Here is a 20,626-nt window from a genome sequence, read left to right on the forward strand (position 1 = left end):
CGCCGGCGTGCACGTGGCGCTGGTCGAGCAGCCGTACCGGGTGGCGGGCCGCCGCGCCCCGGCTCCGGCGAACCAGCTGGACACGGCGTGGCTGACGATCGCGGACGACCTGTCGGCGCGCTTCGACGACCTCCCGTTCGTGTTCGGCGGCCGGTCATCGGGCGCCCGGGTCGCCTGCCGGACGGCCGCGCAGGGCCAGGCGGTGGCGGTGCTGTGCCTGGCGTTCCCGGAGCACCCGCCGGGCAAGCCGGAGAAGACGCGTCAGCCGGAGCTGGACGCGGTCGAGGTGCCGGTGCTGGTGGTGCAGGGGGAGAACGACCCGTTCGGGCGGCCCGCGGCGGGGCCGCACCACGAGATCGTGGTGGTCGAGGGGGACCACAGCCTGTCGAAGGACCTGGAGGGCGTGTCGCGGGCGGCGACGGAGTGGCTGTCGCGGGTGCTGCGCCCGCTGGCCTGACCTGGTCCCGAGCGCCCGGTCCGGAGGCCCTGAATGAAGTGAATGACTCATTCATGTCGTCCGACGACATGAATGAGTCATTCACTACGTCCGCGCCCAGCCTGAGGAGTGAATCGGCAGGTCAGGCCGCGATCGGCGCCACCACCGCACCGGTCAGCCGGATCAGCTCACCCGGCGCCAGCTCCACCTCCAGCCCCCGGCGCCCCGCCGAACAGAACACCGTCTCGAACGCCGACGCCGACGCGTCGATCACCACCGGTAACCGGCTCCGGTGTCCCAGCGGCGAGATCCCGCCCAGCACGTACCCCGTCGCCCGCTGGGCCGCCGCCGGGTTGGCCATCTTCGCCTTCTTGCCGCCCGCCGCCGCGGCCAGGGCCTTCAGGTCCAGCTGGCCGGTGACCGGGACCACGCCCACCACGAGCCGGCCGTCGACCTCGGCGACCAGGGTCTTGAACACCCGCGCCCGGTCCAGGCCCAGCGCCTCCACCGCCTCCAGCCCGTACGACTCCGCGCGGGGGTCGTGGTCGTACGCGTGCAGCGTGTGCGCCACCTTCTGCTTGCCCAACAACGCCGTCGCCGGGGTGCCCTTGCCAGCCATGGGCCGGAGTCTAGGGAATGCCCGCCTGCCCCGATCGGTTGTACGGGACGTGACACCAACGCTCGCCACCACACGCTCTCGCAGCCGTCGTCGTCCCGATGCACCGGCGAACCGCGGCGTGCCCGGCCCCCGCGTAAACTCGGGTCTGCCGTATGCGCGCACGCGCATCGACGCCGAGCGGGAAGGGAACGGTTTGCCGAGCACGCAGAACTCAGCGCCGGAGGAAGCGACCGAGGCCGAGCGCGCCGAGCGCTTCGAGCGGGACGCCATGCCGCTGCTCGACCAGCTGTACTCGGCCGCGATGCGGATGACCCGCAACCCCGCTGACGCCGAAGACCTGGTCCAGGAGACCTACCTGAAGGCGTACGCCGCCTTCGCGTCCTTCAAGGCCGGTACGAACCTCAAGGCCTGGATGTACCGCATCCTGACCAACACCTACATCAACGGCTACCGCAAGCGGCAGCGGCAGCCCGTGCAGCAGCCCACCGAGGAGATCACCGACTGGCAGATCGCCAAGGCGGAGAGCCACACCTCCAGCGGGCTGCGTTCGGCCGAGGTCGAGGCGATGGACAACCTGCCCGACACCGACGTCAAGGCCGCGCTGCAGAAGCTGCCCGAGGAGTTCCGGCTGGCCGTCTACCTGGCCGACGTCGAGGGCTTCGCGTACAAGGAGATCGCCGAGATCATGGACACCCCCATCGGCACCGTGATGTCCCGCCTCCACCGCGGCCGCGCCCAGCTGCGCGACCTGCTCGCCGACGTCGCGAGGGAACGCGGCTTCATCCGGGGTGCCAAGGAGGAGGTGGCCGGGCGATGAACGACATGTGCGAAGGCGCGTCCGACAAGGTCCGGTGCGAAGAAGCGCTCGCCGACATCTACCTGCTGCTCGACCGCGAGTGCAGCCCCGAGCGGGACGCCGCGCTGCGCGCCCACATCGACGACTGCCCGCCGTGCCTCGAGGAGTACGGCATCGACGAGCACATCAAGCAGCTCCTGGCCCGCAAGTGCGGTGGCGATCACGCCCCCGCCGAGCTGAAGAGCCGGCTGCGCGCGTCGATCCGCCAGACCGTCGCCTCGCGCGGCGGCGTCACCGTGGAACGCACCGAGATCACCCTCGAGCAGCGCTCCGAATAACGCGCCCGAGCACGACGAAGGCCCCCGCACCTCGGTGTGGGGGCCTTCGGCATGCCGAACGCTCAGGCGTTGGGCTTCTTGCCGTGGTTCGCGCCGTTCTTCTTCCGGTCGCGACGCTTGCGGGCGCGCTTCGACATGTTCACTCCTCGTCGGCGAAGCTGGTCAACCTCTCAAGTGTGTCATGACGTCCCGTTCTGGTTGGATGGGGTGGTCGGGCGAGCACGAGGAGGGGTGGCGATGGCCGAGATCCGGGCGGAGATGGTCGGCACCGTGCTCGAGGTCGTCGCGGCGCCCGGCGCCGCGCTGAACGCCGGCGACACCGTGCTGATCCTGGAGTCGATGAAGATGGAGCTGCCCGCCGTGAGCGAGAAGGCAGGCACGCTGACCAGCCTCGCCGTGGCGAAGGGCGACCGCGTCCAGCAGGGTGACGTGCTCGGGACGGTCGAGTAACCGTGTCGACGCTCGCCGAACTGCTCGCCGAGAACACCGGCCTCCCCGGGGAGGCGGCGGACCACCTCCAGACCGTCGTCGCCGAATGGCAGCTGCTGGCAGACCTGTCCTTCGCCGACTTCCTGCTCTGGGTCCCGGTGACCGAGGAGCTGCAGCCGGACGGCGGCGACTTCGTCTGCGTCGCGCACGCGCGGCCGACGACGGCGCCCACCGCGCACCCCGAGGACGTCGTCGGCACGCGGTTCACGGTGGAGGAGCACCCGCAGCTGGCGAAGGCCATGCGCGAGGTGCGGATCTGCCGCGAGGAAGACCCGCACTGGTACCGCGACCTGCCGATGCGGCGCGAGGCCATCCCGGTGCGCTTCCACGACGACGTCGTCGCAGTGATGAGCCGCGAGACGAACCTGGCCGCGCCGCGCGTGCCTTCGCCGCTGGAGATCGCCTACCTCGGCAGCGCCGGCGACCTGTGCCAGATGATCGTCGACGGCACGTTCCCGCCGAGTGGCAGCAACGCCACCGACACGCACACCTCGCCGCGGGTCGGGGACGGGCTGATCCGGCTCGACTCGAGCGGCACGGTCGTCTTCGCCAGCCCGAACGGCCTGTCCGCCTACCACCGGATGGGGCATGAATCCGACCTGGTCGGCACCCGCCTGGCGCCGCTGACGCGCTCGCTGATCCGCGACCCGTTCGACGCGACCGAGGTGTCCCACCGGATCATCGAGGCGCTCGACGGGAAGCCGTCGAGCCGCACGGAGGCCGATTCGCGGCGCGGTGCCGTGGTGCTGTTCCGCGCGCTGCCGCTGCGCCCGGCCGGGCAGGCGGCGGGCGCGCTGGTGCTGGTCCGCGACGTCACCGAGGTGAAGCGGCGCGACCGCGCGCTGCTGTCGAAGGACGCGACGATCCGCGAGATCCACCACCGGGTGAAGAACAACCTGCAGACGGTGGCCGCGCTGCTGCGCCTGCAGTCCCGCCGGACGTCGTCGGAGGAGGCGCGGCTCGCGCTGGCCGAGTCGGTGCGCCGGGTGACGTCGATCGCGCTGGTGCACGAGGCGCTGTCGATCTCGGTCGACGAGCGCGTCGACCTCGACAAGCTGCTCGACAACGTGCTGCCGATGGTCGGCGAGGTCGCCACGGCGGAGTCGCAGGTCGGGCTGAAGCGCACGGGCTCGTTCGGCGTGGTCGTCGCGGAGATCGCGACGCCGCTGGTGATGGTGCTGGCCGAACTGGTGCAGAACGCCGTCGAGCACGCCTTCCCGGCGGGCCGCTCCGGCAAGGTCGAGCTGATCGTGGAGCGCTCGGCGCGCTGGCTGGACGTCGTGATCCGCGACAACGGCCGGGGGCTGCCCTCGGGGTTCTCGCTGGAGCGCTCGGACGGGCTCGGCCTGCAGATCGTGCGGACGCTGGTGGAGTCCGAGCTGCGCGGATCGCTTTCGCTGCGGAAGGTGCGCGCGGAGGCGTCGTCGACCCGGGTGTCCGGAACCGAAGCGGCGCTGCGCATCCCGCTCTCGCGTCGGCTTTAGACAGTCGCTTTGGACGGTCGCGTTCGGACCCGAACACGCTGAAGGCCCGGCACCAGGTGCACAGGTGCCGGGCCGTTCAACGTTTTGCGGAGGACTTGAAGTCCCGGTGAGGTTTCAGCACACCCGTCGCCAGGTGGTTTCGCCTCGGTTGTTAAGCTTGAGCCGGGTAGGTATCGCCCCAGACGGCGTGGGCACGAGAAATGCCCGCCGGGTGAAATTCCTTGCACGGCTCGGGTGGATCCGTGGAACTTGGGGAAATCAGGCGTTGGTACGCGTGCCGATGTGCGTACGGCGGCGCTTGAGCGCGCGTCGCTCGTCCTCGCTCATGCCGCCCCACACGCCGGCGTCCTGGCCGCTGGCCAAAGCCCAGGCCAAGCAGTCGGAAGCGGAGGGGCAGCGGTGGCACACGGCCTTCGCCTGAGCTACCTGCGACAGAGCCGGACCGCTGGTTCCCACCGGGAAGAACAGCTCGGGGTCCTCGTCTCGGCAGGCCGCGTCGTGGCGCCAGTCCATGTTCGTGAGCTCCTTACACATGGCGCGGGAGGGCCGCGCCACAGTCGTCAATGGCGGTCGTGTTCTTGGGTGCTTGTGAATGCTTTCACGAAGCACCGCTTTCGACAAGGGTTTGCGGAAGATCGGTGAGTCAGCTCACCCGGCCGAGCGACGCTTCTGACCTGCGGTTTCTCTCCGAAACAGCCCGCCTGGGGGAAGGCTGATGCGCTGAGTGGAGCTTCTGCGTCGACGAACGGCAGATTGCACTTTGCCGCAGGCGATCAGCGGTCTCGAAGTCACACGATTACGGTGAGTGCATCCGGGACGCTGAAAAACTCCACGCGATTCCGCTGGCCGACGAGGTCGCCGTCCACCTGGAAGTTTACCGGTTCAGCTGCGTCGATGCGGATCATCGGCAGGTCATCGTGACGCACGAGACGCCGGCCTTTTTGGTTGCTCTTCGTAGCCAAAGCACGCCGTACATGCTTGAACACCGTGGGCAACCCCAGACCGTTCAACGCGAACAAGCCCAATCCCGTCTCGAACGAGCAACCCGGGTTGAGGTGGACCGGACGCTCGCCCAGGTAGCTCCACGGATCGGTGTTCGACACGAAAGCGGTCAGCGCTTCGGCGGGTTCGTGACCGGGAACGCGGATCGTGAGGACCGGACGGCCCAGCGGGGGCCGGAAGTAGGAGCGGACGGCGGCCCGCATGTAGAGGCCGGCGGTCGTCTGCTTGCCGCGGCGCTTCGCCACGCGGCCGACGACGTCGGCGTCCCAGCCGAGGCCGGCGTTGAAGGTGAACCAGTGCCCGTCGGCCAGGCCGAGGCCGACCCGGCGCGAGCCGTCGTGCTCCAGCGCGTACAGCAGCTGGTGGGTGGCTTCGACGGGGTCCGAGGAGATGCCGAGGGCGCGCGCGAACACGTTGGCCGAGCCGCCGGGCACGACGCCCAAAGCGGGTACCGGGCCGATCTGCGTGGGGTCGCCGTCCGCGTCCGCCAGGAGGCCGTTGACGACCTCGTTGACCGTGCCGTCGCCGCCGTGCGCCACGACCAGGTCGATCCCGTCCCGCGCGGCCGAGCGCGCGACGGCCATCGCGTGGCCGCGGTAGTCCGTCTCGACCACGTCGAGCTTGACCTGGCTGGCGAGCGCGTGCGCCAGCACGTCCCGGCCACCGGCGGTGGTCGAGGTGGCCTGGGGGTTCACGACGAGGATTGCGCGCACTACCGCAGGGTAGGTGACTTCCGGCGGCCCGAGAACCTTCCGGACCCGCATGGTGACCGGCGCAACCCCGGCGAACAGCACCTTCGCGTCCCTGTGGCGGGCGGCCCTCCTTCACGTGCGGCGTCCGCTCGTCGTGACAAGTGCACCCGGGCCGACCGCCCGCTCATCGACGACACTTGAATTCTCAGCGCCCGGGCGGCCCCGGGAAAACGGCCGACCGGGTGGCATACGATCGAATCAGCTCACGCACGGTGACCCGCCCTGGTCGAGTCCACTGTGCTCCCGCGAAAAGATCTTCCGGAAGGCCCCTGTGAAGCTGTCGCCCGCTCCCCGTGAAGTGCGGCTGGCCGGCGTGGTCACCGCGGTGCCGTCGCTCGCCCTGCTGGTGTTCGGGGTGATCGTGCTGGTGAACGGCCTGGGCTCGCCGACCCGGCCGGGGAACAACGTCTTCGTCGAGTCGGGCACGTTCATCGTGGTGGCGCTGGCGTTCCTGGCCGCGTCCGGCGGGCTGGTCCTCGGCCAGACGTGGGCGCGCTCGCCCGGCGTGGTGATCGCGCTGATCGTGATCGGGCTCGGCTGGTACCTGCTCGGCCCGTCCGGCGAGCCGGCGTGGGGTGTGCCGGTCGCGCTGTTCGGCATCGCCGCGCTGGCGCTGCTGTTCCGCCGCCCGGCCCGCGAATGGGCGCTGGGCCTGCGGGAGGGCGAGACCGAGACGGAAGCCGCCGAGCGCGGCGGCCTGGCCGGTCGCCGCGCCGAGCGTGAAGGCCGCGAAGAGGACTAGGCCTGCGCCGCCAGTGCCTGCAGGGGCGCGTCGGTGAGGCGGTTGACGGTCCACTCGTCCATCGGGACCGCGCCGAGCGCCTTGTAGAACTCCGTGGCCGGGTTCCAGTCCAGCACCGACCATTCGAGCCGCGCATAGCCGTTCGCGACGCACTCGGCCGCCAGCGCCGCCAGCAGGGCCTTGCCCAGGCCGGAGCCGCGGTGCGCGGGGAGGACGAACAGGTCCTCCAGGTAGATCCCGTGCACCCCGCGCCAGGTGGAGAAGTTGAGGAACCACACCGTGAAGCCGACGATCTCGCCGTCCACTTCGGCCACGTGTCCGAACAGCTTCGGCGCTTCGCCGAACAACGCGGCATGCAACTGCGAAGCCGTCAGGTGGCAGTCGTCGGGAGCGCGCTCGTAGTCCGCCAGCGCGTACGCGAGGGCGACGGCGGCCTCGACGTCGTCGGGTCTGATCCGGCGGATGCGGTCGTCGGGCACGTCAGTCCTCCAGGGCGGGCAGCAGGTTGAGGTGTTCGATCTGCGGCTCGCCGCGCTCGTCGCCGAGCACCGCGATGCCGGCCGCGTCGAGTCCGAAGTGGACGCCCGCGGTCGCGGGGAGTGCGAGCCAGCGGGCCACCAGCACGCGGCTGAAGTGGCCGTGCCCGACCAGGATGACGTCGCCGGTTTCGCTGTCGCGGCGGGCGCGCGCCAGGACGCGGTCCGCGCGCGCGGACACCTCGTCGGCGCTTTCCCCGCCGGGGATCGGGTGGGTCCAGACCGTCCAGCCCGGCACCGTCTCGCGGATCTCCGGCGTGGTGACGCCTTCGTAGTCGCCGTAGTCCCACTCGGCCAGGTCTTCGGTGACTTCGTCGACGCGCAGCCCGGCCAGCGCGGCGGTCCGCAGCGCGCGGGCGCGCGGGCTCGAGAGCACCAGAGACGGGCCGCCGACCAGGCTGCGCAGCGTGCCGCCGGCGGCCAGTGCCTGGCCTTCCCCGGCCGGGGTCAGCGGGATGTCGGTGCGGCCGGTGTGCCGCCCGTTCACCGACCATTCGGTCTGCCCGTGCCGGAGGAGGAAGAGACGGTTCGCCACGCGGCCGAACATACCCGGCCGTTTGCGCGCCAGCAGGTCGTCTGCTTAGCTACTGACCAGTAGCTTAGTTCGAGGAGAACCCCATGTCCGAGACGCCGACGTTCGCGCTGTGGCACAAGCTGGCCGCGAAGCCGGGTGGGAAACAGCTGTTCAGCGCCGCGATGTGCGTGCGCGTGCCGTACTTCCGCACGGTGCTGCCCTCGGTGCGCGAGCTGCGGCCGGGCCACTGCGAGGTGACCGCACCGAAGTGGTGGGGTGTTTACAACCACATCCGCACGTTCCACGCGATCGCCGCCTGCAACCTCGCCGAGATCGCGATGGGCATGCTCGCCGAGGCGACCGTCCCGCCGACGCACCGCTGGCTGCCGAAGGGCATGACCGTCCAGTACGTCGCCAAGGCCGAAACGGGCCTGCGCGCGGTGGCGTCGCTGCCCGAGCTGCCGGACTTCGGGGACGAGGGCTTCGAGCTGCCCGTCCCGGTGACCATTTCGGACGCGAACGGCAAGCCCGTGGTCACCGGGACGATCACCATCTGGGTGACGCCGAAGAAGCGTTAGAGCGGCTTGTACCGCACGTACGTCGTCTGGTGGAACGTGTTCTCGCCGGACGGCGACGGCAGGCCGAGCCGCCGGTCGACGAGCCGGCCCAGCGGCCCGCAGCCGGTGGTCGCGGGCACGGCCAGATCCGGGTCCACGACACCGAAGTGCACGGTCGTCGGGTTCGTCGAGAGTACCGTCGGCGGCACGGCCGGGTCGTCGTGGACGACGGTGTGGATGACCCCGATCCGGCAGTCCTTGCCCAGCAACGGGTGCCGCAGCGTGGCGTAGACGTCCAGCTCGCCGCGCCGCTCGTCGTTGCTCTGGAAGTCCGAATAGCCGCCGTAGTGCAGCTGGAGCGTCGTGCCCGCGAGGCCGGGGACGCGCACGGGCTCGTGCCGCAGCGCGCCGAACACCTGCGCGTACTCGCCGTTGACGCGGCCTTCGCTGAACGTCAGGCGCATCTCCCCGAGTGGCAGCTCGGTGTCACGGATCGTCAGTTTCCCTTGTGAGACAAAGGCTTCGCAGCGCCACGTGCCCGGGTCGGCGTTCGCGGGCGGTGCCGGGCAGTCCGAGAAGTCGAACGTCGGCAGCTCGTCGGCGGACGCCGTCCCGGGCACGACCCCCAGTGCGGCGACAGCGGCCGCGGCCGCCCCCAGTGCGAGAAGTTTCATGCCGTGAGCTTGCTCGCCCCGCGTGGCCGCGACATCCGGGATCGCACCCAGGGGAGACCCGAGGATTTCCCTCGACTGGGTGAAACGTGTTCCAAATAGTTAACACTGTTCACTCAACTGGGTCATGATCGGGCGCATGTCTGCCTTCTCCCGCCGCCGCTTCCTCGGCCTCGCCGCACTGAACTCCGCCGCCGCTCTGGGGCTCACGACGGTGTCGACGCGGCCCGCCGCCGCGACGACGCTGCCGGAGCACGTCCCGGCGGTGGTGATCGGCACCGGCTACGGCGCCGCCGTGACGGCGCTGCGGCTCGGCGAGGCCGGCGTCCCGACGCTGATGCTCGAGATGGGCAGGCTGTGGACCACGCCGGGCGCCGACGGCAAGGTGTTCTGCCCGATGCTCACCCCGGACGAGCGGTCGATGTGGTTCAAGGACCGCACCGAGGCACCGCTCGCGTCGTTCCTCTGGCTCGACCTCGCCAACCGCGACATCGGGCGCTACGCCGGCGTGCTCGACCGGGTGAACTTCGGCGACATGGCGGTGTACCTCGGCCGTGGCGTCGGCGGCGGCTCGCTGGTCAACGGCGCGATGGCGGTGACGCCGAAGCGCTCCTACTTCGAGGAGATCCTGCCCGGGGTCGATGCCGACGAGATGTACGGCAAGTACTTCCCGCGTGCCCGCGCCCAGCTGGGCGTCAACGTCGTCGACCCGGAGTGGTTCGAGACCTGCCGCTCCTACAAGTACGCCCGCGTCTCGCGCAAGGCCGCCCGCAAGGCGGGGTTCGAGACGGTGTTCGTGCCCAGCGTCTACGACATGGACTACCTGCGGCGCGAGGAGGCGGGCACGGTGCCGCGCTCGGCCGACGCGTCCGAGGTCATCTACGGCAACAACCACGGGAAGCGCTCGCTCGACAAGTCCTACCTCGCCGCCGCGCTCGGCACCGGCAACGTGACGATCCAGGCGTTGCACGAGGTCCGCGAGATCAGCCACCAGCCTGATGGGACGTACACGCTGGTCGTCCGCGAAATCGACGACCGCGGGACCGTCCTCGCGACCAAGCACGTCACGACCAAGCACCTGTTCCTCGGCGCGGGCAGCCTCGGCTCGACCGAGCTGCTGCTGCGCGCCCGCGAGACCGGCAGGCTGCCCGAGCTGGCCGACGCGGTCGGCCGGGGCTGGGGCACCAACGGCAACGTCATGCTCGGCCGCGCCAACCACGTCTGGGACACCACCGGCAGCCTGCAGTCCGGCATGCCCGCGCTCGGCATCGACAACTGGGCCGACCCGGTGCACCCGGCCTTCGCCGAGATCGCGCCGGTGCCCGCCGGGCTCGAGACGTGGGTCAGCCTGTACCTGGCCATCACCAAGAACCCCGAACGCGGCCACTTCACCTACGACGCGGCGACCGACTCGGCGAAGCTGCGCTGGACGGCGTCGCAGGGCCAGCCGTCGATCGACGCCGCGAAGGCGCTGTTCGACAAGGTCAACCGGGCGAACAAGACCATCTACCGCTACGACCTCTTCGGCGACACGCGCACGTTCGAGAACCGCTTCACCTACCACCCGCTGGGCGGCCTGGTGCTCGGCGAGGCGACCGACGGCTACGGCCGGGTGAAGGGCTACCGGAACCTGTACGTCACGGACGGCTCGCTGATCCCCGGCAGCACCGGCGTCAACCCGTTCGTGACGATCACGGCGCTGGCCGAGCGCAACATCGAGCGCGTCCTCGCCGAAGACGTCAGGGGCTGAGCCGGGCCAGTGACTCGGTGAAGCCGTCGCCGACGCCCTCGAAGAAGGTCGCGTCGGCGGCCTCGACGTCCTTCAGCGCCTTCGCGACCAGCTCCAAGCCGGCCGGCGTGACCTCCAGGCGCTTCGCGCGGGCGTCGGCCGGGTCGTCGGCGCGGGCGAGCAGGCCGCGCTCGGCGAGCTTGCGGACGACCTGGCTGGTCATCATCGTGTCGGTGCCCGCCTGCTCGGCGAGCTGCCGCTGGGACGGCGGCTCGCCCGAGCGGGTGAGCCACCACGTCGTGGTCAGCAGCACGAACTGGACGTGCGTGAGGTCGTGCGGGGCCAGCGCGGCCCGCATCGCCCGCTGCCAGGCCAGCGTCACGCGCCACAGCAGGAAGCCGGGGCTGCGCTCTGGACCGGGCAGGCGGGACTCGGGAGCCGTCATACGCGTGAGGATGCCTCAGCCAGCTTGGCCAGCGCGCGCATGGCGTCGGGAGTGTCCTCGGTGACCTGCGGGCCGAAGCCCTCGGGACCGTCGATGGTGACGCGGTAGGTGATCTTCGTGCCGCCTTCGACGTCGGTCAGGACGTGCTCGAACCGCAGGAACGCGTCGGGCAGCCGGGTCTCGTCGGTGAAGCCGCGGCCTTCGGTGACGTCGGTGAGCGTGAACGGGATCGGCGGCATCCCGTCCATCGTCATCGTGCCGCTGGTCCCGGCCGCGAACGGGCCGTCGATGACGACCGACCGGACGCCGGCGTCCCACTCCGGCCAGCGCGCGGTGTCGGCCCAGAGCGGCCAGATCGCGGCGGCGGGTGCGGTGGACATCTCGCTGTGCTCGTACTCGTAAAGTGCCATGCGAGCAGACTATATGCGCGCTTACTAAGTTGGCAAGCAGCTTCGCGGCCGAACCCGGCGAGTGGGCCTCAGTTCATCGAGCGCAGCTTGTCGTAGTAGGCGACGCAGTCCTCGTACACCGGCAGCAGGCCGCTCTCCCGGGCTTCGGCCAGCGTGGGCGCGGCGAGGTCCTTGGGGGAGAGGACCGGCTCCAGTTCGGCCGGCCACGGCAGGTTCAGCGCCGGGTCGAGCGGGCTGATCCCGTGCTCGCCCGTCGGCGTGTACGGCTCGGAGCAGAGGTAGGCCATCACCGTGTCGTCCTCGAGGGCGACGAAGCCGTGACCGAGGCCCTCGGCGACGTAGACCGCGCGGTACTCGCTCGAGTCGAGCCGGACCGCGTCCCACTCGCCGAACGTCGGCGACCCGACACGGAGGTCGACGACGACGTCGAGCAGCGACCCGCGCGGGCAGTAGATGTACTTGCCCTGGCCGGGTGGCGTGTCGGCGAAGTGGATCCCGCGGATCGTGCCGCGCCGGGACACGCTGTGGTTGGACTGGCCGAGGCGCAGCGGGTGGCCGACGGCGGCGCGGAAGCTCTCCTCCTGGAACGGCGCCACGAACAGGCCCCGATCGTCGGGGAACGCCCGCGGGAAGAACTCGAAGGCGTCCGGGACGCGCAGCCGGCGGAATTGCATAGCTTCATCATATCGGGTGCCAAGAAAACCGGACAGACGTCTTGGGAATTGCCGGAATTGGGCTTTGGTGTGACATCAACCGCACCGAGGGGTCCACCGCGTGACCGGACCTGTCACAATGACTGGACCGCCGCGTCCGCGGCCATCGCCAGACCCACGGCACCGATGGCCGACGTGACGCCTCGCCGACAGGCCGGCGCTACCGCGCTGGGCTGCCGTGCCGGGAATCACCACGGTGTCCCCCTGCAGCCGTGGTCCCCCGCTCGCAGGCCCAGGAGAAATTCCAGTGACACACGTTCGATCCGCGAGTTCCGTCATTCCCACTGGACGAATGACGGAAACGACGACAGGAAACCCCATGAGCGACCCCACCGGCGCCGTCGCGCCGGTCACCGACGAAGAGATCTTCACCGGGCACGAGGGCGGCAAGCTCTCGGTGGCGGCCACGCGCCCCATCTCCAGCCCGCGTGACCTTTCGATCGCGTACACCCCCGGGGTGGCGAAGGTGAGCCGCGCGATCGCTGAAGACGCGGCCAAGGCCAAGCGGTACACGTGGGCGGACCGGCTGGTCGTCGTGGTCAGCGACGGGACGGCGGTGCTCGGCCTCGGCGACATCGGCGCGAGCGCGTCGCTGCCGGTCATGGAGGGCAAGTCGGTCCTCTTCAAGACGTTCGGCGGGCTCGACTCGATCCCGCTGGTCCTGGACACCACCGACGTCGACGAGATCGTCGAGACGCTCGTGCGGCTGCGGCCGTCCTTCGGGGCCGTCAACCTGGAGGACGTCTCCGCGCCGCGGTGCTTCGAGCTGGAGGACAAGCTCAAGGAGGCGCTGGACTGCCCGGTCATGCACGACGACCAGCACGGCACGGCCATCGTCACGCTGGCCGCGCTGCGGGGCGCCAACCTGGTGCTCGACCGCGCGATCGCCGACCAGCGCGTCGTCGTCTCCGGGGCCGGCGCGGCGGGCGTCGCCTGCGCCAAGATCCTGCGGGAGGCCGGCATCGGCGACGTCACCGTCCTCGACTCGCGCGGCATCATCCACGACGGCCGCGACGGCCTGAACCCGGTCAAGCAGCGCCTGGCGGAGACGACGAACAAGGCCGGCCTGCGCGGTGGCCTGGCCGAGGCGCTCGAAGGCGCGGACGTCTTCCTGGGCCTGTCCGGCGCGACGATCGACGAGTCGCTGCTGGGCCGCATGGCAGGCGGCGGCATCGTGTTCGCGCTGTCGAACCCGGACCCGGAGGTCCACCCGGAGGTGGCGGCGCGCTACGCGTCGATCGTGGCCACCGGCCGCAGCGACTTCCCGAACCAGATCAACAACGTGCTGGCGTTCCCGGGCGTCTTCCGCGGCGCGCTGGACTCCGGCGCGCGGGCGATCACGGAGAACATGAAGCTGGCGGCCGCCGAGGCGATCGTGTCGGTCGCGACGGACGACCTGGGCCCGGACCGCATCGTCCCCAGCCCGCTCGACCCGCGGGTGGCCCCGGAGGTCGCGGCGGCGGTGGCGAAGGCCGCGGAAGCCGACGGCGTCACGGACTGACCCATCCCGAAGGCGGCACTTTCACGTGAAAGTGCCGCCTTCGGCGCGTTCAGAGGAGCTGGGTGAGGCGGTGGCGGGGGACGTCGACCAGGCGCAGGTCCGTCAGGTCCGCCGGGACGTCGAGGGAGACGTTCGCCAGCCGGGCGTGCGCGCGGGTCAGGACCTCGTCCTGGTGCTCGACGGCGTCCGCGACGACCACCGCGTGCCGGTTGTCCGGCGTGCTGCGCAGGTACCGCAGCGCGTATTTCCCCCGGACGAGTGACGCGAGCGCTTCCTGGGACACCTGGTCCGCGAGGTCCGGGTGCGCGTTCGGGACGAGCAGGGCCAGCCGGCGGGCGTTCGTGCCCAGCAGCGTCCGCAGCAGCCATGGGCCCGGGTCGCCGGTGAGGTCCATCGCGACCGCGTCGCCCTCGGGGCCGGAGATCGACCAGTCCACCGGCCGCGACTCCAGCGCGAGCCCGCCGGCGGCGGCGATCTCCTTCAGCTTCTCCAGCAGCGCCGGCTTGGTGCCCGCCGCTTCGACCGACTGCGGCCCGTGCGTGTAGATCGCCTTGGCCCCGCGCACCTTCTTCGCCTTCGCCGTCGGCTGGCAGACGTACAGGTCCGCCGCGCTGCCGATCGCCTGCGCCCCGAAGTAGCGGTTGAAGCCCGGCAGGATCGCCTCGAACGTCAGCCCGAGCGTGGCCAGCGCGCGCTGCACCTGCGCGCCCAGCGCCGGGTGGCGCGGGCTGTAGCCGTAGGCCAGCAGCAGCCGTCCCTCGCTCGGCTCCCGCAGCGCCTGCACCCCGCGCGTGGCGAACAGCCCCATGCCTTCCGGCGTGTACGGCGGATCGCTGAACACCAGGTCGAACCGGCCGGCGAACGCCGGGGGCAGGCCGACGCGCAGGTCCGCGTGTGCCGTCGCGATCGCGCGCTCGCCGCGGTCGTCCAGGTAGGCGAGCACGCGCTCGTCGAGGTCGACGACCGTGAGCGAGGCCGCCGGACAGACCGCGCGCACCGCCAGCGACGTCAGGTCGTGGTCGCCGAGGAACAGCACCCGCGCGGAGGCGAGGTCGTACTGCGCGTCCAGCCACAGCGCGCGGCGCAGCACGGTGCCCGGCGTGGCCTGCACGTGGTCGAGCGCGGCCAGCGGCGACGGCACCTCCGCCACCCACTCGGCGATCTTCGGCAGCAGTTCGTGCCCCTCGACGGCTTCGTCGAGCGGGTCGCCGTAGCGGGGAACGCTGTACTGCAGGTACGCCGCGGCGACGCCGGGGGCGATCCGCAGCCGGTCGCCGCTGCGGTCGAGGTCGTCGCCGAGCGCGGTCAGGACGTCCTCCACGCTGCGCCGCGGCGCCGTGGACAGCCGGACCAGCTCGCCGAGGTCGTGGTCGCCGGTGCGCAGGAGGTCGATGACGCGGTACAGCGGGCGGACGCCGACGCCGTGCGCGGCGAGGACGTCGTCGAGTGCGCTCACGGACTCTGAGCGTAGTGAGGCTTATTCAGCCGTCGCCCGCCGCATGACTTCCGTGCTCATCTGCTGCCGGCGTGCGGGGCGCGGCGGGCTAACCAGAATAAGCCTCAGTAGCCACCCAGCGGAACAGCGTGCCAACCACCTCGGACTCGGCTACGGTCGGACGGACCGGGACATGGGGAGTGGCAGTGACCATCGAATTCCGCGACGTGACCAAGCAGTACCCGGACGGGACGGTCGCCGTCGACAAGCTGAACCTGACGGTCGAGGACGGCACGATCACCGTGTTCGTCGGCCCGTCGGGCTGCGGCAAGACCACGTCGCTGCGGATGATCAACCGGATGGTCGAGCCGACCGGCGGGCAGGTGCTGCTCGACGGCAAGGACGTCGCCGAGGGCGACCCGGCGCTGCTGCGCCGCGGCATCGGCTACGTCATCCAGCACGCCGGGCTCTTTCCACATCGGACGGTGCTGGACAACATCGCCACCGTGCCCCTGTTGTCCGGCTGGGACAAGGGCAAGGCGCGCAAGCGGGCCGCCGAGCTGCTGGAGATCATCGGCCTGCCCGCGGAGCTCGGGAAGCGGTACCCGGCGCAGCTTTCGGGCGGCCAGCAGCAGCGCGTCGGCGTCGCCCGCGCGCTCGCCGCGGATTCGCCGGTGCTGCTGATGGACGAGCCGTTCTCCGCGGTCGACCCGATCGTGCGCGAGGACCTGCAGAACGAGCTGCTGCGGCTGCAGTCGCAGCTGGGCAAGACCATCGTGTTCGTCACGCACGACATCGACGAGGCCGTCCGGCTCGGCGACAAGGTCGCGGTGATGCGCGTCGGCGGCAAGCTCGCCCAGTACGGCACCCCCGCCGACGTCCTGCGCCACCCGGTGGACGACTTCGTGGCGTCCTTCGTCGGCCGTGACCGCGGCTACCGCGGCCTGTCCTTCCTCTCCGCCGACGGCGTCGAGATCAAGGAACTCGAGCTGGTCGAGATCGGCGCGCCGGCCCCGGCGAGCGACGGCTGGCGGCTCGGCGTCAACGCCGAAAAGCAGCCCCGCGGCTGGCTGCCGCCGAACTCCACAGTGGACGGCGCACTGTCCGAAACGGACCTCGTGGCCGGCGGCTCGCTGTGGGTCCACGGCACCCCGATCCGCGGCGCGCTCGACGCCGCCCTGTCGTCCCCGGCCAGCCTCGGCGTGGTCGTCGACGAAGACCACCGCGTGCTCGGCGGCGTCGTCGCCCGGCAGGTCCTGGACGTGATCGAGGCCACGCCGCAGGCGTCATGAGCTTCTTCGACGAGCTCGGGCAGTACCTGAGCAGCGCGAACACGCGCGTCGAAGTCCTCGGTGACCTGGGCGACCACGTCTACCTGGCGCTGCTCCCGCTGGTGCTCGGCATCGTGCTGGCGATCGCGGCGGGCTGGCTCGGCCACCGCTGGCAGCCCGCGCGGCAGGTCCTCATGGTGCTGGCGAACCTGCTCTACACGATCCCGTCGCTCGCGCTGTTCGTCGTCATCCCCGGCCTGATCGGGTCGAAGATCCTGGACAGCGTCAACGTCGTCGTGGCGCTGACGATCTACACCACGGCGCTGCTGGTCCGCCCGGTGCTCGACGCGCTGGACGCGGTGCCGCCGTCGGTGATCGCCGCGGCGACCGCCGTCGGGTACAAGCCGGCGCGCAAGTTCTTCGCCGTCGAGCTGCCGCTTTCGGTGCCGGTGCTCGCGGCCGGCGTGCGGGTCGCGTCGGTGAGCAACATCAGCCTGGTCAGCGTCGGCGCGCTGATCGGCACCGGCGGCCTCGGCGTGCTCTTCACCGACGGCTTCCAGCGCGAGTACTTCTCGCCGATCGTCGTCGGCATCGTGCTGACGCTGCTGCTCGCGCTCGTCGTCGACCTGGTCCTGGTGGGGATCCGCAACGTCCTGACGCCGTGGGAACGGGTGACCGCCGCATGATCACCGATCTCTTCCGCTGGTTCGGCGACCCGGCGCACTGGTCCGGTCCGGACGGGGTGCCGCAGCGGCTGCTGGAACACTTGGGCTACACCGCTTTGTCCCTGGCGATCGCGCTGGTCGTCGCCGTCCCGTTAGGACTGTTCGTCGGCCACACCGGACGCGGCGGCGTCGCGCTGGTGAGCGTGGGCAACGCGATCCGCGCGCTCCCGACGCTGGGGCTCGTCACGTTCCTGTTCCTGCTCTTCACCGAAAGCGTCACCTCGACGATCATCGGGCTCGTCGTGCTGGCCGTGCCGCCGATCCTGGCCGGGACGTACGCCGGCCTGCAGGCGACCGACCACGGCGTGGTCGACGCGGCCGAAGGCGTCGGGATGACCGGCTGGCAGCGGCTCTGGAAGGTCGAAGTGCCGATCTCGCTGCCGCTCGTGCTGGGCGGCATCCGCAACGCCGTGCTGCAGCTCGTCGCGACCGCCGCGGTGGCCGCGTACGTCGGACTCGGTGGCCTGGGCCGGTTCCTGCTCGACGGACTGGCCATTTTGGACTATTCCGAGGTGATCGCGGGCGCGCTGCTCACGACGGCGCTGGCGATCGTGCTCGACCTCCTGTTCGCGCTGCTGAACCGCGCGTTGGTCCCGCGCGGCGTCCGGCTCGCGGCGGCCGTGAAGAAGGTGGCGGCGTGAAGCGTTTTCTGGCGGCCGCTGCCCTGCTCTTGGCCGCGGGCTGCGGCAACCCGCTCGCCGGCGGCGGCGAAGGCGGCGCGACCGGTGACATCATCATCGGCGCGTCCGACGTCGGCGAAAGCCTGCTGCTGGCCCAGATCTACGCCGGCGCGCTGCGCGACGCGGGTGCTTCGAACGTGACGGTCCGGCCGCCGGTGGGCAGCCGCGAGGTCGTCGTCAAGGCACTGCAGGACAAATCGCTGTCGGTGGTGCCGGATTACAGCGGGAACCTGTTGCGGTACTTCGACAAGGAGACGCAGGCGACCACCCCGCAGGACGTCTACGCGCAGCTCCGTCAGAAGATCCCGGCGGGGTTCGAGGTGCTGGACCAGGCACCGGCCGAGGACAAGGACCTGCTCGTCGTCGGCCCGCAACTGGCGTCGACCGGCGTGAAGACGTTCTCGGACCTCGGGAAGCGCTGCGGTGAGCTGGTGTTCGGCGGGCCGGGGCAGTGGAGCAGCCGCTGGAAAGACAAGATCAAGTCGTTGTACGGCTGCGAGTTCAAGGAGATCCGGACGACCGACACCGGCGGCCCGGTGACGGTGGCGGCCCTGAAGTCCGGTGACGTCCAGGTGGCAGACCTGTTCAGCACGTCGTCGACGATCGCCGCGAACGGCTTCGTCCCGCTGGTCGACGACAAGAACATGTTCCCGGCGCAGAACATCGTCCCGCTGGTGGCCCGCGGGACGTTGTCGCCGGGCGAGGCCGCCGCGCTGAACCGCGTGTCGGCGGCGCTGACCACCGAACAGCTCACGCGGCTCAACGTCGAGTTCACCGAGGAGAAGCGCAACCCGCTCGACATCGCGGAGGACTTCCTGGCGCGCAACGGCTTGAAGTCCTAGTCGAGAGCGAGCTTCACCCCGAGGCCGATGAAGATGCCGCCGGTGACGACCTCGATCCGGCGCTGGTTCTTCTTCCGCCGCACCCACCCGCCGATCCGGCCGGCGAGCACCCCGACGGCGCCGTCGACGAGGAATTCGAAAACGATCAGGATCGCGCCGAGGACCGCGAACTGCAGCCAGACGTGCCCTCGCGCCGGATCGATGAACTGCGGGAGGAAGGCGATGGTGAAGGTGACCATCTTGGGGTTCAGCAGGTTGGTGAGCAGTCCGCTCAGGTAGGCGCGCTCGGCCTTCCGCTCGACGAGCGGCTTCCGGTTCCGGATGGCTTGGACGCCGAGGTGGATCAGGTACGCGGCCCCGGCGATCCGCACGACGGTGAAAGCCACGGGCACGGCGGCGAACAGCGCGGCGAGCCCCGCCGCGGCGACGGCGACGTGGACGGCCTCACTGGTGGCGACCCCGGCGGTGGCGAGCAGCCCGGCTTTCGGCCCGCCGCGCATGCCACAGCCGAGGATGAAGAGCATGTCCGGCCCGGGCATCACCATGGCGACGATGGTGGTGGCGATGAAGGCCAGGAGGAGGTGCGGATCGACCGGCATGGCCCGATCCTGACACGCTCCCCGCGGGCGGCGAACTCCTTTTCCGCGCTCAGCCGCAGTCTTGCGGTTGTCTTGAATGAGTCATTCAGGTCTTCGGAGGTCTTGAATGACTCATTCAAGACTTTTGCCGAGCCGCTGGTACTCGAGCCGAGGGCTGAGGACTGCCCGGCCGTGCGGTGACCCTTCGTGGAGGCCCGGCCAGCCGGACCGCAAGCCCGGCCAGCCGGACCGCAAGCCCGGGCGGCCCCCGCCCTCCCTGGGGGGGCGTGCCCTTGGCCAGTCTATCGGGGCGGCCCGACGAAAAGCCGGGAACAGCGGCGATCGCGCTTGCTTGTCCACAGTCCCGCCGGACTGTGGATAGCGCTCTCAGCCGCGCAGGGCCGCCGCCACCCGGCCCGCGTCCTCGATGCCCTGCTCCGGCGGTTCCTCCGGCAGCGGCAGCAACACCACCGACCCGCTCCCGGCCCCATGCAACGCCCGCACCGACGCGACGCACTCGTCCAACGACCCGCAGACGGCCAGCTTGCCCAGCCACTCCGGGCGCAGTCCGGCCGCCAATTCGTCCACTGTGGACGAAGAATCGACCAGCGCCAGCAGCTCCGCGGCGAACGGCAAACCCTCGACCTGCACCCGCGCGCCCGGGGTCAACGACTCCGCCACAGTCCGGCGCGCGCGGTCGCGGTCGCCCAGTGCCAGCCAGTTGTACGTCACCAGTGCGTGGGGACCGGCTGCCGCGATGTCCGCCAACGCCGCGCGGACGAACTCCGGCGGGGACGGCTCGGCCAGGATCGTGCCGTCCGCCACCGCGCCCGCGAGCGCCAGGGACTTCGGGCGGCGGACCCCGGCCAGCAGCGGAGGCACGGCAGAAGGCGGGAACACCAGCTCGACCTCGTCCAGGGAGACGTGCCGCCCGGTCATCGAGACGCGCTCGCCCGCCAGCAGCCGGCGGACCGCGACCAGCGTTTCCTCCAGGGCCGCCAGCTGCGAAGCCGGGTACGCGCCGATCTGGCGCATCCACGACGCGACGCCGTGGCCGAAGCCGCCGATCAGGCGGCCCGGGTGCAGCTCGGCCAGCGCCGCGAGCTCCATCGCCGCGATCGCCGGGTTGCGCGCGACCGCCGGGAGCACGCCGATGCCGACCTTGATCGTCGACGTCGACGCCAGCGCGGTCGCGACCGTGGCGATGCCAGCCGCCCAGAAGCAGTCCTCGACGAGCCAGACCTCGTCGAGGCCGGCGGCTTCGGCCTGCCGGGCCAGCTCGACCAGCTTGGCCGGCGGCTGCTCACGGTTGATCCGGACGCCTACGGACGTCGTCGGTGCGTACATCGGGCGACTCCTGT

The 20,626-nt window shown here is 70.9% G+C and carries 26 protein-coding genes; 13 read left to right on the top strand and 13 right to left on the bottom strand.

Features of this window, described 5'->3' with window-relative positions; all coding sequences use genetic code 11:
* Window positions 1-457, top strand: a 457-nt coding sequence (locus G3I65_RS04355) for an alpha/beta family hydrolase (protein ID WP_160694941.1), incomplete at its 5' end; no start/stop codon positions are given.
* Window positions 458-578: 121 nt separating this feature from the next.
* Here the strand turns inward: G3I65_RS04355 and ybaK are convergent.
* A complete protein-coding gene (gene ybaK, locus G3I65_RS04360; RefSeq protein WP_160694942.1) occupies window positions 579-1,055 on the bottom strand; it encodes a Cys-tRNA(Pro) deacylase in 477 nt (158 codons plus the stop codon).
* A gap of 193 nt (window positions 1,056-1,248) precedes the next feature.
* Here ybaK and G3I65_RS04365 point away from each other — a divergent pair, with 193 nt between their 5' ends.
* Together G3I65_RS04365 and rsrA are read left to right on the top strand one after the other, a co-directional pair.
* Window positions 1,249-1,872: a sigma-70 family RNA polymerase sigma factor gene (locus G3I65_RS04365; RefSeq protein ID WP_125312718.1), complete on the top strand. Its 624-nt coding sequence runs from the start codon at window positions 1,249-1,251 to the stop codon at window positions 1,870-1,872.
* Entirely contained in the window at window positions 1,869-2,189 is a 321-nt protein-coding gene (rsrA, locus tag G3I65_RS04370; RefSeq protein ID WP_043777179.1) for a mycothiol system anti-sigma-R factor, read from the top strand. The genes G3I65_RS04365 and rsrA overlap by 4 nt, the downstream gene beginning before the upstream one ends.
* A gap of 62 nt (window positions 2,190-2,251) precedes the next feature.
* Here rsrA and G3I65_RS59005 read toward each other — a convergent pair whose 3' ends face one another.
* The gene (locus G3I65_RS59005) at window positions 2,252-2,326 is read right to left on the bottom strand and encodes a 50S ribosomal protein bL37 (RefSeq protein ID WP_098515123.1); all 75 of its coding nucleotides are present in this window, start codon (window positions 2,324-2,326) and stop codon (window positions 2,252-2,254) included.
* 100 nt (window positions 2,327-2,426) lie between these two features.
* On the opposite strand from G3I65_RS59005, the gene G3I65_RS04375 reads away from it, so the two are divergent.
* Both G3I65_RS04375 and G3I65_RS04380 read left to right on the top strand, forming a co-directional pair.
* Window positions 2,427-2,639 (top strand): biotin/lipoyl-binding carrier protein, encoded by a 213-nt coding sequence (locus G3I65_RS04375; RefSeq protein WP_125312720.1) that lies wholly within the window; start codon window positions 2,427-2,429, stop codon window positions 2,637-2,639.
* Between the two features lie 2 nt (window positions 2,640-2,641).
* A complete protein-coding gene (locus G3I65_RS04380; RefSeq protein ID WP_160694943.1) occupies window positions 2,642-4,162 on the top strand; it encodes a sensor histidine kinase in 1,521 nt (506 codons plus the stop codon).
* A gap of 258 nt (window positions 4,163-4,420) precedes the next feature.
* Here the strand turns inward: G3I65_RS04380 and G3I65_RS04385 are convergent, their stop codons facing one another.
* Window positions 4,421-4,675, bottom strand: coding sequence for a WhiB family transcriptional regulator (locus G3I65_RS04385; protein WP_043777259.1), 255 nt, complete (start codon window positions 4,673-4,675; stop codon window positions 4,421-4,423).
* Between the two features lie 275 nt (window positions 4,676-4,950).
* Complete coding sequence (locus tag G3I65_RS04390) at window positions 4,951-5,877, bottom strand: diacylglycerol kinase family protein (RefSeq protein ID WP_160694944.1); 927 nt, start codon at window positions 5,875-5,877, stop codon at window positions 4,951-4,953.
* Between the two features lie 310 nt (window positions 5,878-6,187).
* Here G3I65_RS04390 and G3I65_RS04395 point away from each other — a divergent pair, with 310 nt between their 5' ends.
* Window positions 6,188-6,658: a hypothetical protein gene (locus G3I65_RS04395; protein WP_160694945.1), complete on the top strand. Its 471-nt coding sequence runs from the start codon at window positions 6,188-6,190 to the stop codon at window positions 6,656-6,658.
* On the opposite strand, the gene G3I65_RS04400 is transcribed toward G3I65_RS04395, so the two are convergent.
* Window positions 6,655-7,137 (bottom strand): GNAT family N-acetyltransferase, encoded by a 483-nt coding sequence (locus G3I65_RS04400; protein WP_160694946.1) that lies wholly within the window; start codon window positions 7,135-7,137, stop codon window positions 6,655-6,657. The two genes, G3I65_RS04395 and G3I65_RS04400, sit on opposite strands and share 4 nt — an antisense overlap.
* A 1-nt stretch (window position 7,138) precedes the next feature.
* On the bottom strand, window positions 7,139-7,729 hold the full coding sequence (locus G3I65_RS04405; RefSeq protein ID WP_160694947.1) for an acid phosphatase: 591 nt from the start codon (window positions 7,727-7,729) through the stop codon (window positions 7,139-7,141).
* A gap of 83 nt (window positions 7,730-7,812) precedes the next feature.
* Here G3I65_RS04405 and G3I65_RS04410 point away from each other — a divergent pair, with 83 nt between their 5' ends.
* Window positions 7,813-8,286 carry a hotdog fold domain-containing protein gene (locus tag G3I65_RS04410; protein ID WP_160694948.1) on the top strand — a complete coding sequence of 158 codons (474 nt, stop codon included), beginning with the start codon at window positions 7,813-7,815 and terminating at the stop codon, window positions 8,284-8,286.
* Here the strand turns inward: G3I65_RS04410 and G3I65_RS04415 are convergent.
* Window positions 8,283-8,939 carry a hypothetical protein gene (locus G3I65_RS04415; RefSeq protein WP_160694949.1) on the bottom strand — a complete coding sequence of 219 codons (657 nt, stop codon included), beginning with the start codon at window positions 8,937-8,939 and terminating at the stop codon, window positions 8,283-8,285. The genes G3I65_RS04410 and G3I65_RS04415 overlap by 4 nt on opposite strands.
* 136 nt (window positions 8,940-9,075) lie before the next feature.
* Here G3I65_RS04415 and G3I65_RS04420 point away from each other — a divergent pair, with 136 nt between their 5' ends.
* Window positions 9,076-10,686, top strand: a complete 1,611-nt coding sequence (locus G3I65_RS04420; RefSeq protein WP_160694950.1) for a GMC oxidoreductase — start codon at window positions 9,076-9,078, stop codon at window positions 10,684-10,686.
* Here the strand turns inward: G3I65_RS04420 and G3I65_RS04425 are convergent.
* From G3I65_RS04425 to G3I65_RS04435, 3 genes are all read right to left on the bottom strand, one after another.
* Window positions 10,676-11,110: a MarR family winged helix-turn-helix transcriptional regulator gene (locus G3I65_RS04425; RefSeq protein ID WP_160694951.1), complete on the bottom strand. Its 435-nt coding sequence runs from the start codon at window positions 11,108-11,110 to the stop codon at window positions 10,676-10,678. The two genes, G3I65_RS04420 and G3I65_RS04425, sit on opposite strands and share 11 nt — an antisense overlap.
* Entirely contained in the window at window positions 11,107-11,520 is a 414-nt protein-coding gene (locus G3I65_RS04430; RefSeq protein WP_160694952.1) for an SRPBCC family protein, read from the bottom strand. The genes G3I65_RS04425 and G3I65_RS04430 overlap by 4 nt, the downstream gene beginning before the upstream one ends.
* Before the next feature lie 68 nt (window positions 11,521-11,588).
* Window positions 11,589-12,194, bottom strand: coding sequence for a dTDP-4-dehydrorhamnose 3,5-epimerase family protein (locus tag G3I65_RS04435; protein ID WP_160694953.1), 606 nt, complete (start codon window positions 12,192-12,194; stop codon window positions 11,589-11,591).
* 358 nt (window positions 12,195-12,552) lie between these two features.
* Between G3I65_RS04435 and G3I65_RS04440 the strand changes: the two genes are divergently transcribed.
* A complete protein-coding gene (locus G3I65_RS04440; RefSeq protein WP_160694954.1) occupies window positions 12,553-13,734 on the top strand; it encodes an NADP-dependent malic enzyme in 1,182 nt (393 codons plus the stop codon).
* A gap of 49 nt (window positions 13,735-13,783) precedes the next feature.
* On the opposite strand, the gene G3I65_RS04445 is transcribed toward G3I65_RS04440, so the two are convergent.
* The gene (locus tag G3I65_RS04445) at window positions 13,784-15,190 is read right to left on the bottom strand and encodes a bis-aminopropyl spermidine synthase family protein (protein WP_160694955.1); all 1,407 of its coding nucleotides are present in this window, start codon (window positions 15,188-15,190) and stop codon (window positions 13,784-13,786) included.
* A gap of 185 nt (window positions 15,191-15,375) precedes the next feature.
* Here G3I65_RS04445 and G3I65_RS04450 point away from each other — a divergent pair, with 185 nt between their 5' ends.
* From G3I65_RS04450 to G3I65_RS04465, 4 genes are read left to right on the top strand one after another with little or no spacing between them, the layout of a single operon-like run.
* The gene (locus tag G3I65_RS04450; protein WP_160694956.1) at window positions 15,376-16,461 is read left to right on the top strand and encodes an ABC transporter ATP-binding protein; all 1,086 of its coding nucleotides are present in this window, start codon (window positions 15,376-15,378) and stop codon (window positions 16,459-16,461) included.
* On the top strand, window positions 16,458-17,126 hold the full coding sequence (locus G3I65_RS04455; protein ID WP_160694957.1) for an ABC transporter permease: 669 nt from the start codon (window positions 16,458-16,460) through the stop codon (window positions 17,124-17,126). Before G3I65_RS04450 ends, G3I65_RS04455 begins: the two co-directional genes overlap by 4 nt.
* On the top strand, window positions 17,123-17,806 hold the full coding sequence (locus tag G3I65_RS04460) for an ABC transporter permease (protein ID WP_160694958.1): 684 nt from the start codon (window positions 17,123-17,125) through the stop codon (window positions 17,804-17,806). The genes G3I65_RS04455 and G3I65_RS04460 overlap by 4 nt, the downstream gene beginning before the upstream one ends.
* A complete protein-coding gene (locus G3I65_RS04465; RefSeq protein WP_160694959.1) occupies window positions 17,803-18,687 on the top strand; it encodes an ABC transporter substrate-binding protein in 885 nt (294 codons plus the stop codon). Before G3I65_RS04460 ends, G3I65_RS04465 begins: the two co-directional genes overlap by 4 nt.
* On the opposite strand, the gene G3I65_RS04470 is transcribed toward G3I65_RS04465, so the two are convergent.
* Both G3I65_RS04470 and G3I65_RS04475 read right to left on the bottom strand, forming a co-directional pair.
* Window positions 18,684-19,286 (bottom strand): LysE family translocator, encoded by a 603-nt coding sequence (locus G3I65_RS04470; protein WP_160694960.1) that lies wholly within the window; start codon window positions 19,284-19,286, stop codon window positions 18,684-18,686. The genes G3I65_RS04465 and G3I65_RS04470 overlap by 4 nt on opposite strands.
* A 366-nt stretch (window positions 19,287-19,652) precedes the next feature.
* Entirely contained in the window at window positions 19,653-20,612 is a 960-nt protein-coding gene (locus G3I65_RS04475) for an LLM class flavin-dependent oxidoreductase (protein WP_160694961.1), read from the bottom strand.
* Between the last annotated feature and the right edge of the window lie 14 nt (window positions 20,613-20,626).

Origin of the sequence: Amycolatopsis sp. SID8362, assembly GCF_010550475.1 — a bacterium.
Taxonomy (GTDB): Bacteria; Actinomycetota; Actinomycetes; order Mycobacteriales; family Pseudonocardiaceae; genus Amycolatopsis; species Amycolatopsis eburnea.

Coding starts and splice junctions, on each gene's coding strand:
- ybaK (WP_160694942.1), bottom strand. CDS start 1,055: ATGGCTGGCAAGGGCACCCCGGCGACGGCGTTGTTGGGCAAGCAGAAG.
- rsrA (WP_043777179.1), top strand. CDS start 1,869: ATGAACGACATGTGCGAAGGCGCGTCCGACAAGGTCCGGTGCGAAGAA.
- G3I65_RS04375 (WP_125312720.1), top strand. CDS start 2,427: ATGGCCGAGATCCGGGCGGAGATGGTCGGCACCGTGCTCGAGGTCGTC.
- G3I65_RS04385 (WP_043777259.1), bottom strand. CDS start 4,675: ATGGACTGGCGCCACGACGCGGCCTGCCGAGACGAGGACCCCGAGCTG.
- G3I65_RS04410 (WP_160694948.1), top strand. CDS start 7,813: ATGTCCGAGACGCCGACGTTCGCGCTGTGGCACAAGCTGGCCGCGAAG.
- G3I65_RS04415 (WP_160694949.1), bottom strand. CDS start 8,939: ATGAAACTTCTCGCACTGGGGGCGGCCGCGGCCGCTGTCGCCGCACTG.
- G3I65_RS04420 (WP_160694950.1), top strand. CDS start 9,076: ATGTCTGCCTTCTCCCGCCGCCGCTTCCTCGGCCTCGCCGCACTGAAC.
- G3I65_RS04425 (WP_160694951.1), bottom strand. CDS start 11,110: ATGACGGCTCCCGAGTCCCGCCTGCCCGGTCCAGAGCGCAGCCCCGGC.
- G3I65_RS04430 (WP_160694952.1), bottom strand. CDS start 11,520: ATGGCACTTTACGAGTACGAGCACAGCGAGATGTCCACCGCACCCGCC.
- G3I65_RS04435 (WP_160694953.1), bottom strand. CDS start 12,194: ATGCAATTCCGCCGGCTGCGCGTCCCGGACGCCTTCGAGTTCTTCCCG.
- G3I65_RS04440 (WP_160694954.1), top strand. CDS start 12,553: ATGAGCGACCCCACCGGCGCCGTCGCGCCGGTCACCGACGAAGAGATC.
- G3I65_RS04455 (WP_160694957.1), top strand. CDS start 16,458: ATGAGCTTCTTCGACGAGCTCGGGCAGTACCTGAGCAGCGCGAACACG.
- G3I65_RS04460 (WP_160694958.1), top strand. CDS start 17,123: ATGATCACCGATCTCTTCCGCTGGTTCGGCGACCCGGCGCACTGGTCC.
- G3I65_RS04470 (WP_160694960.1), bottom strand. CDS start 19,286: ATGCCGGTCGATCCGCACCTCCTCCTGGCCTTCATCGCCACCACCATC.
- G3I65_RS04475 (WP_160694961.1), bottom strand. CDS start 20,612: ATGTACGCACCGACGACGTCCGTAGGCGTCCGGATCAACCGTGAGCAG.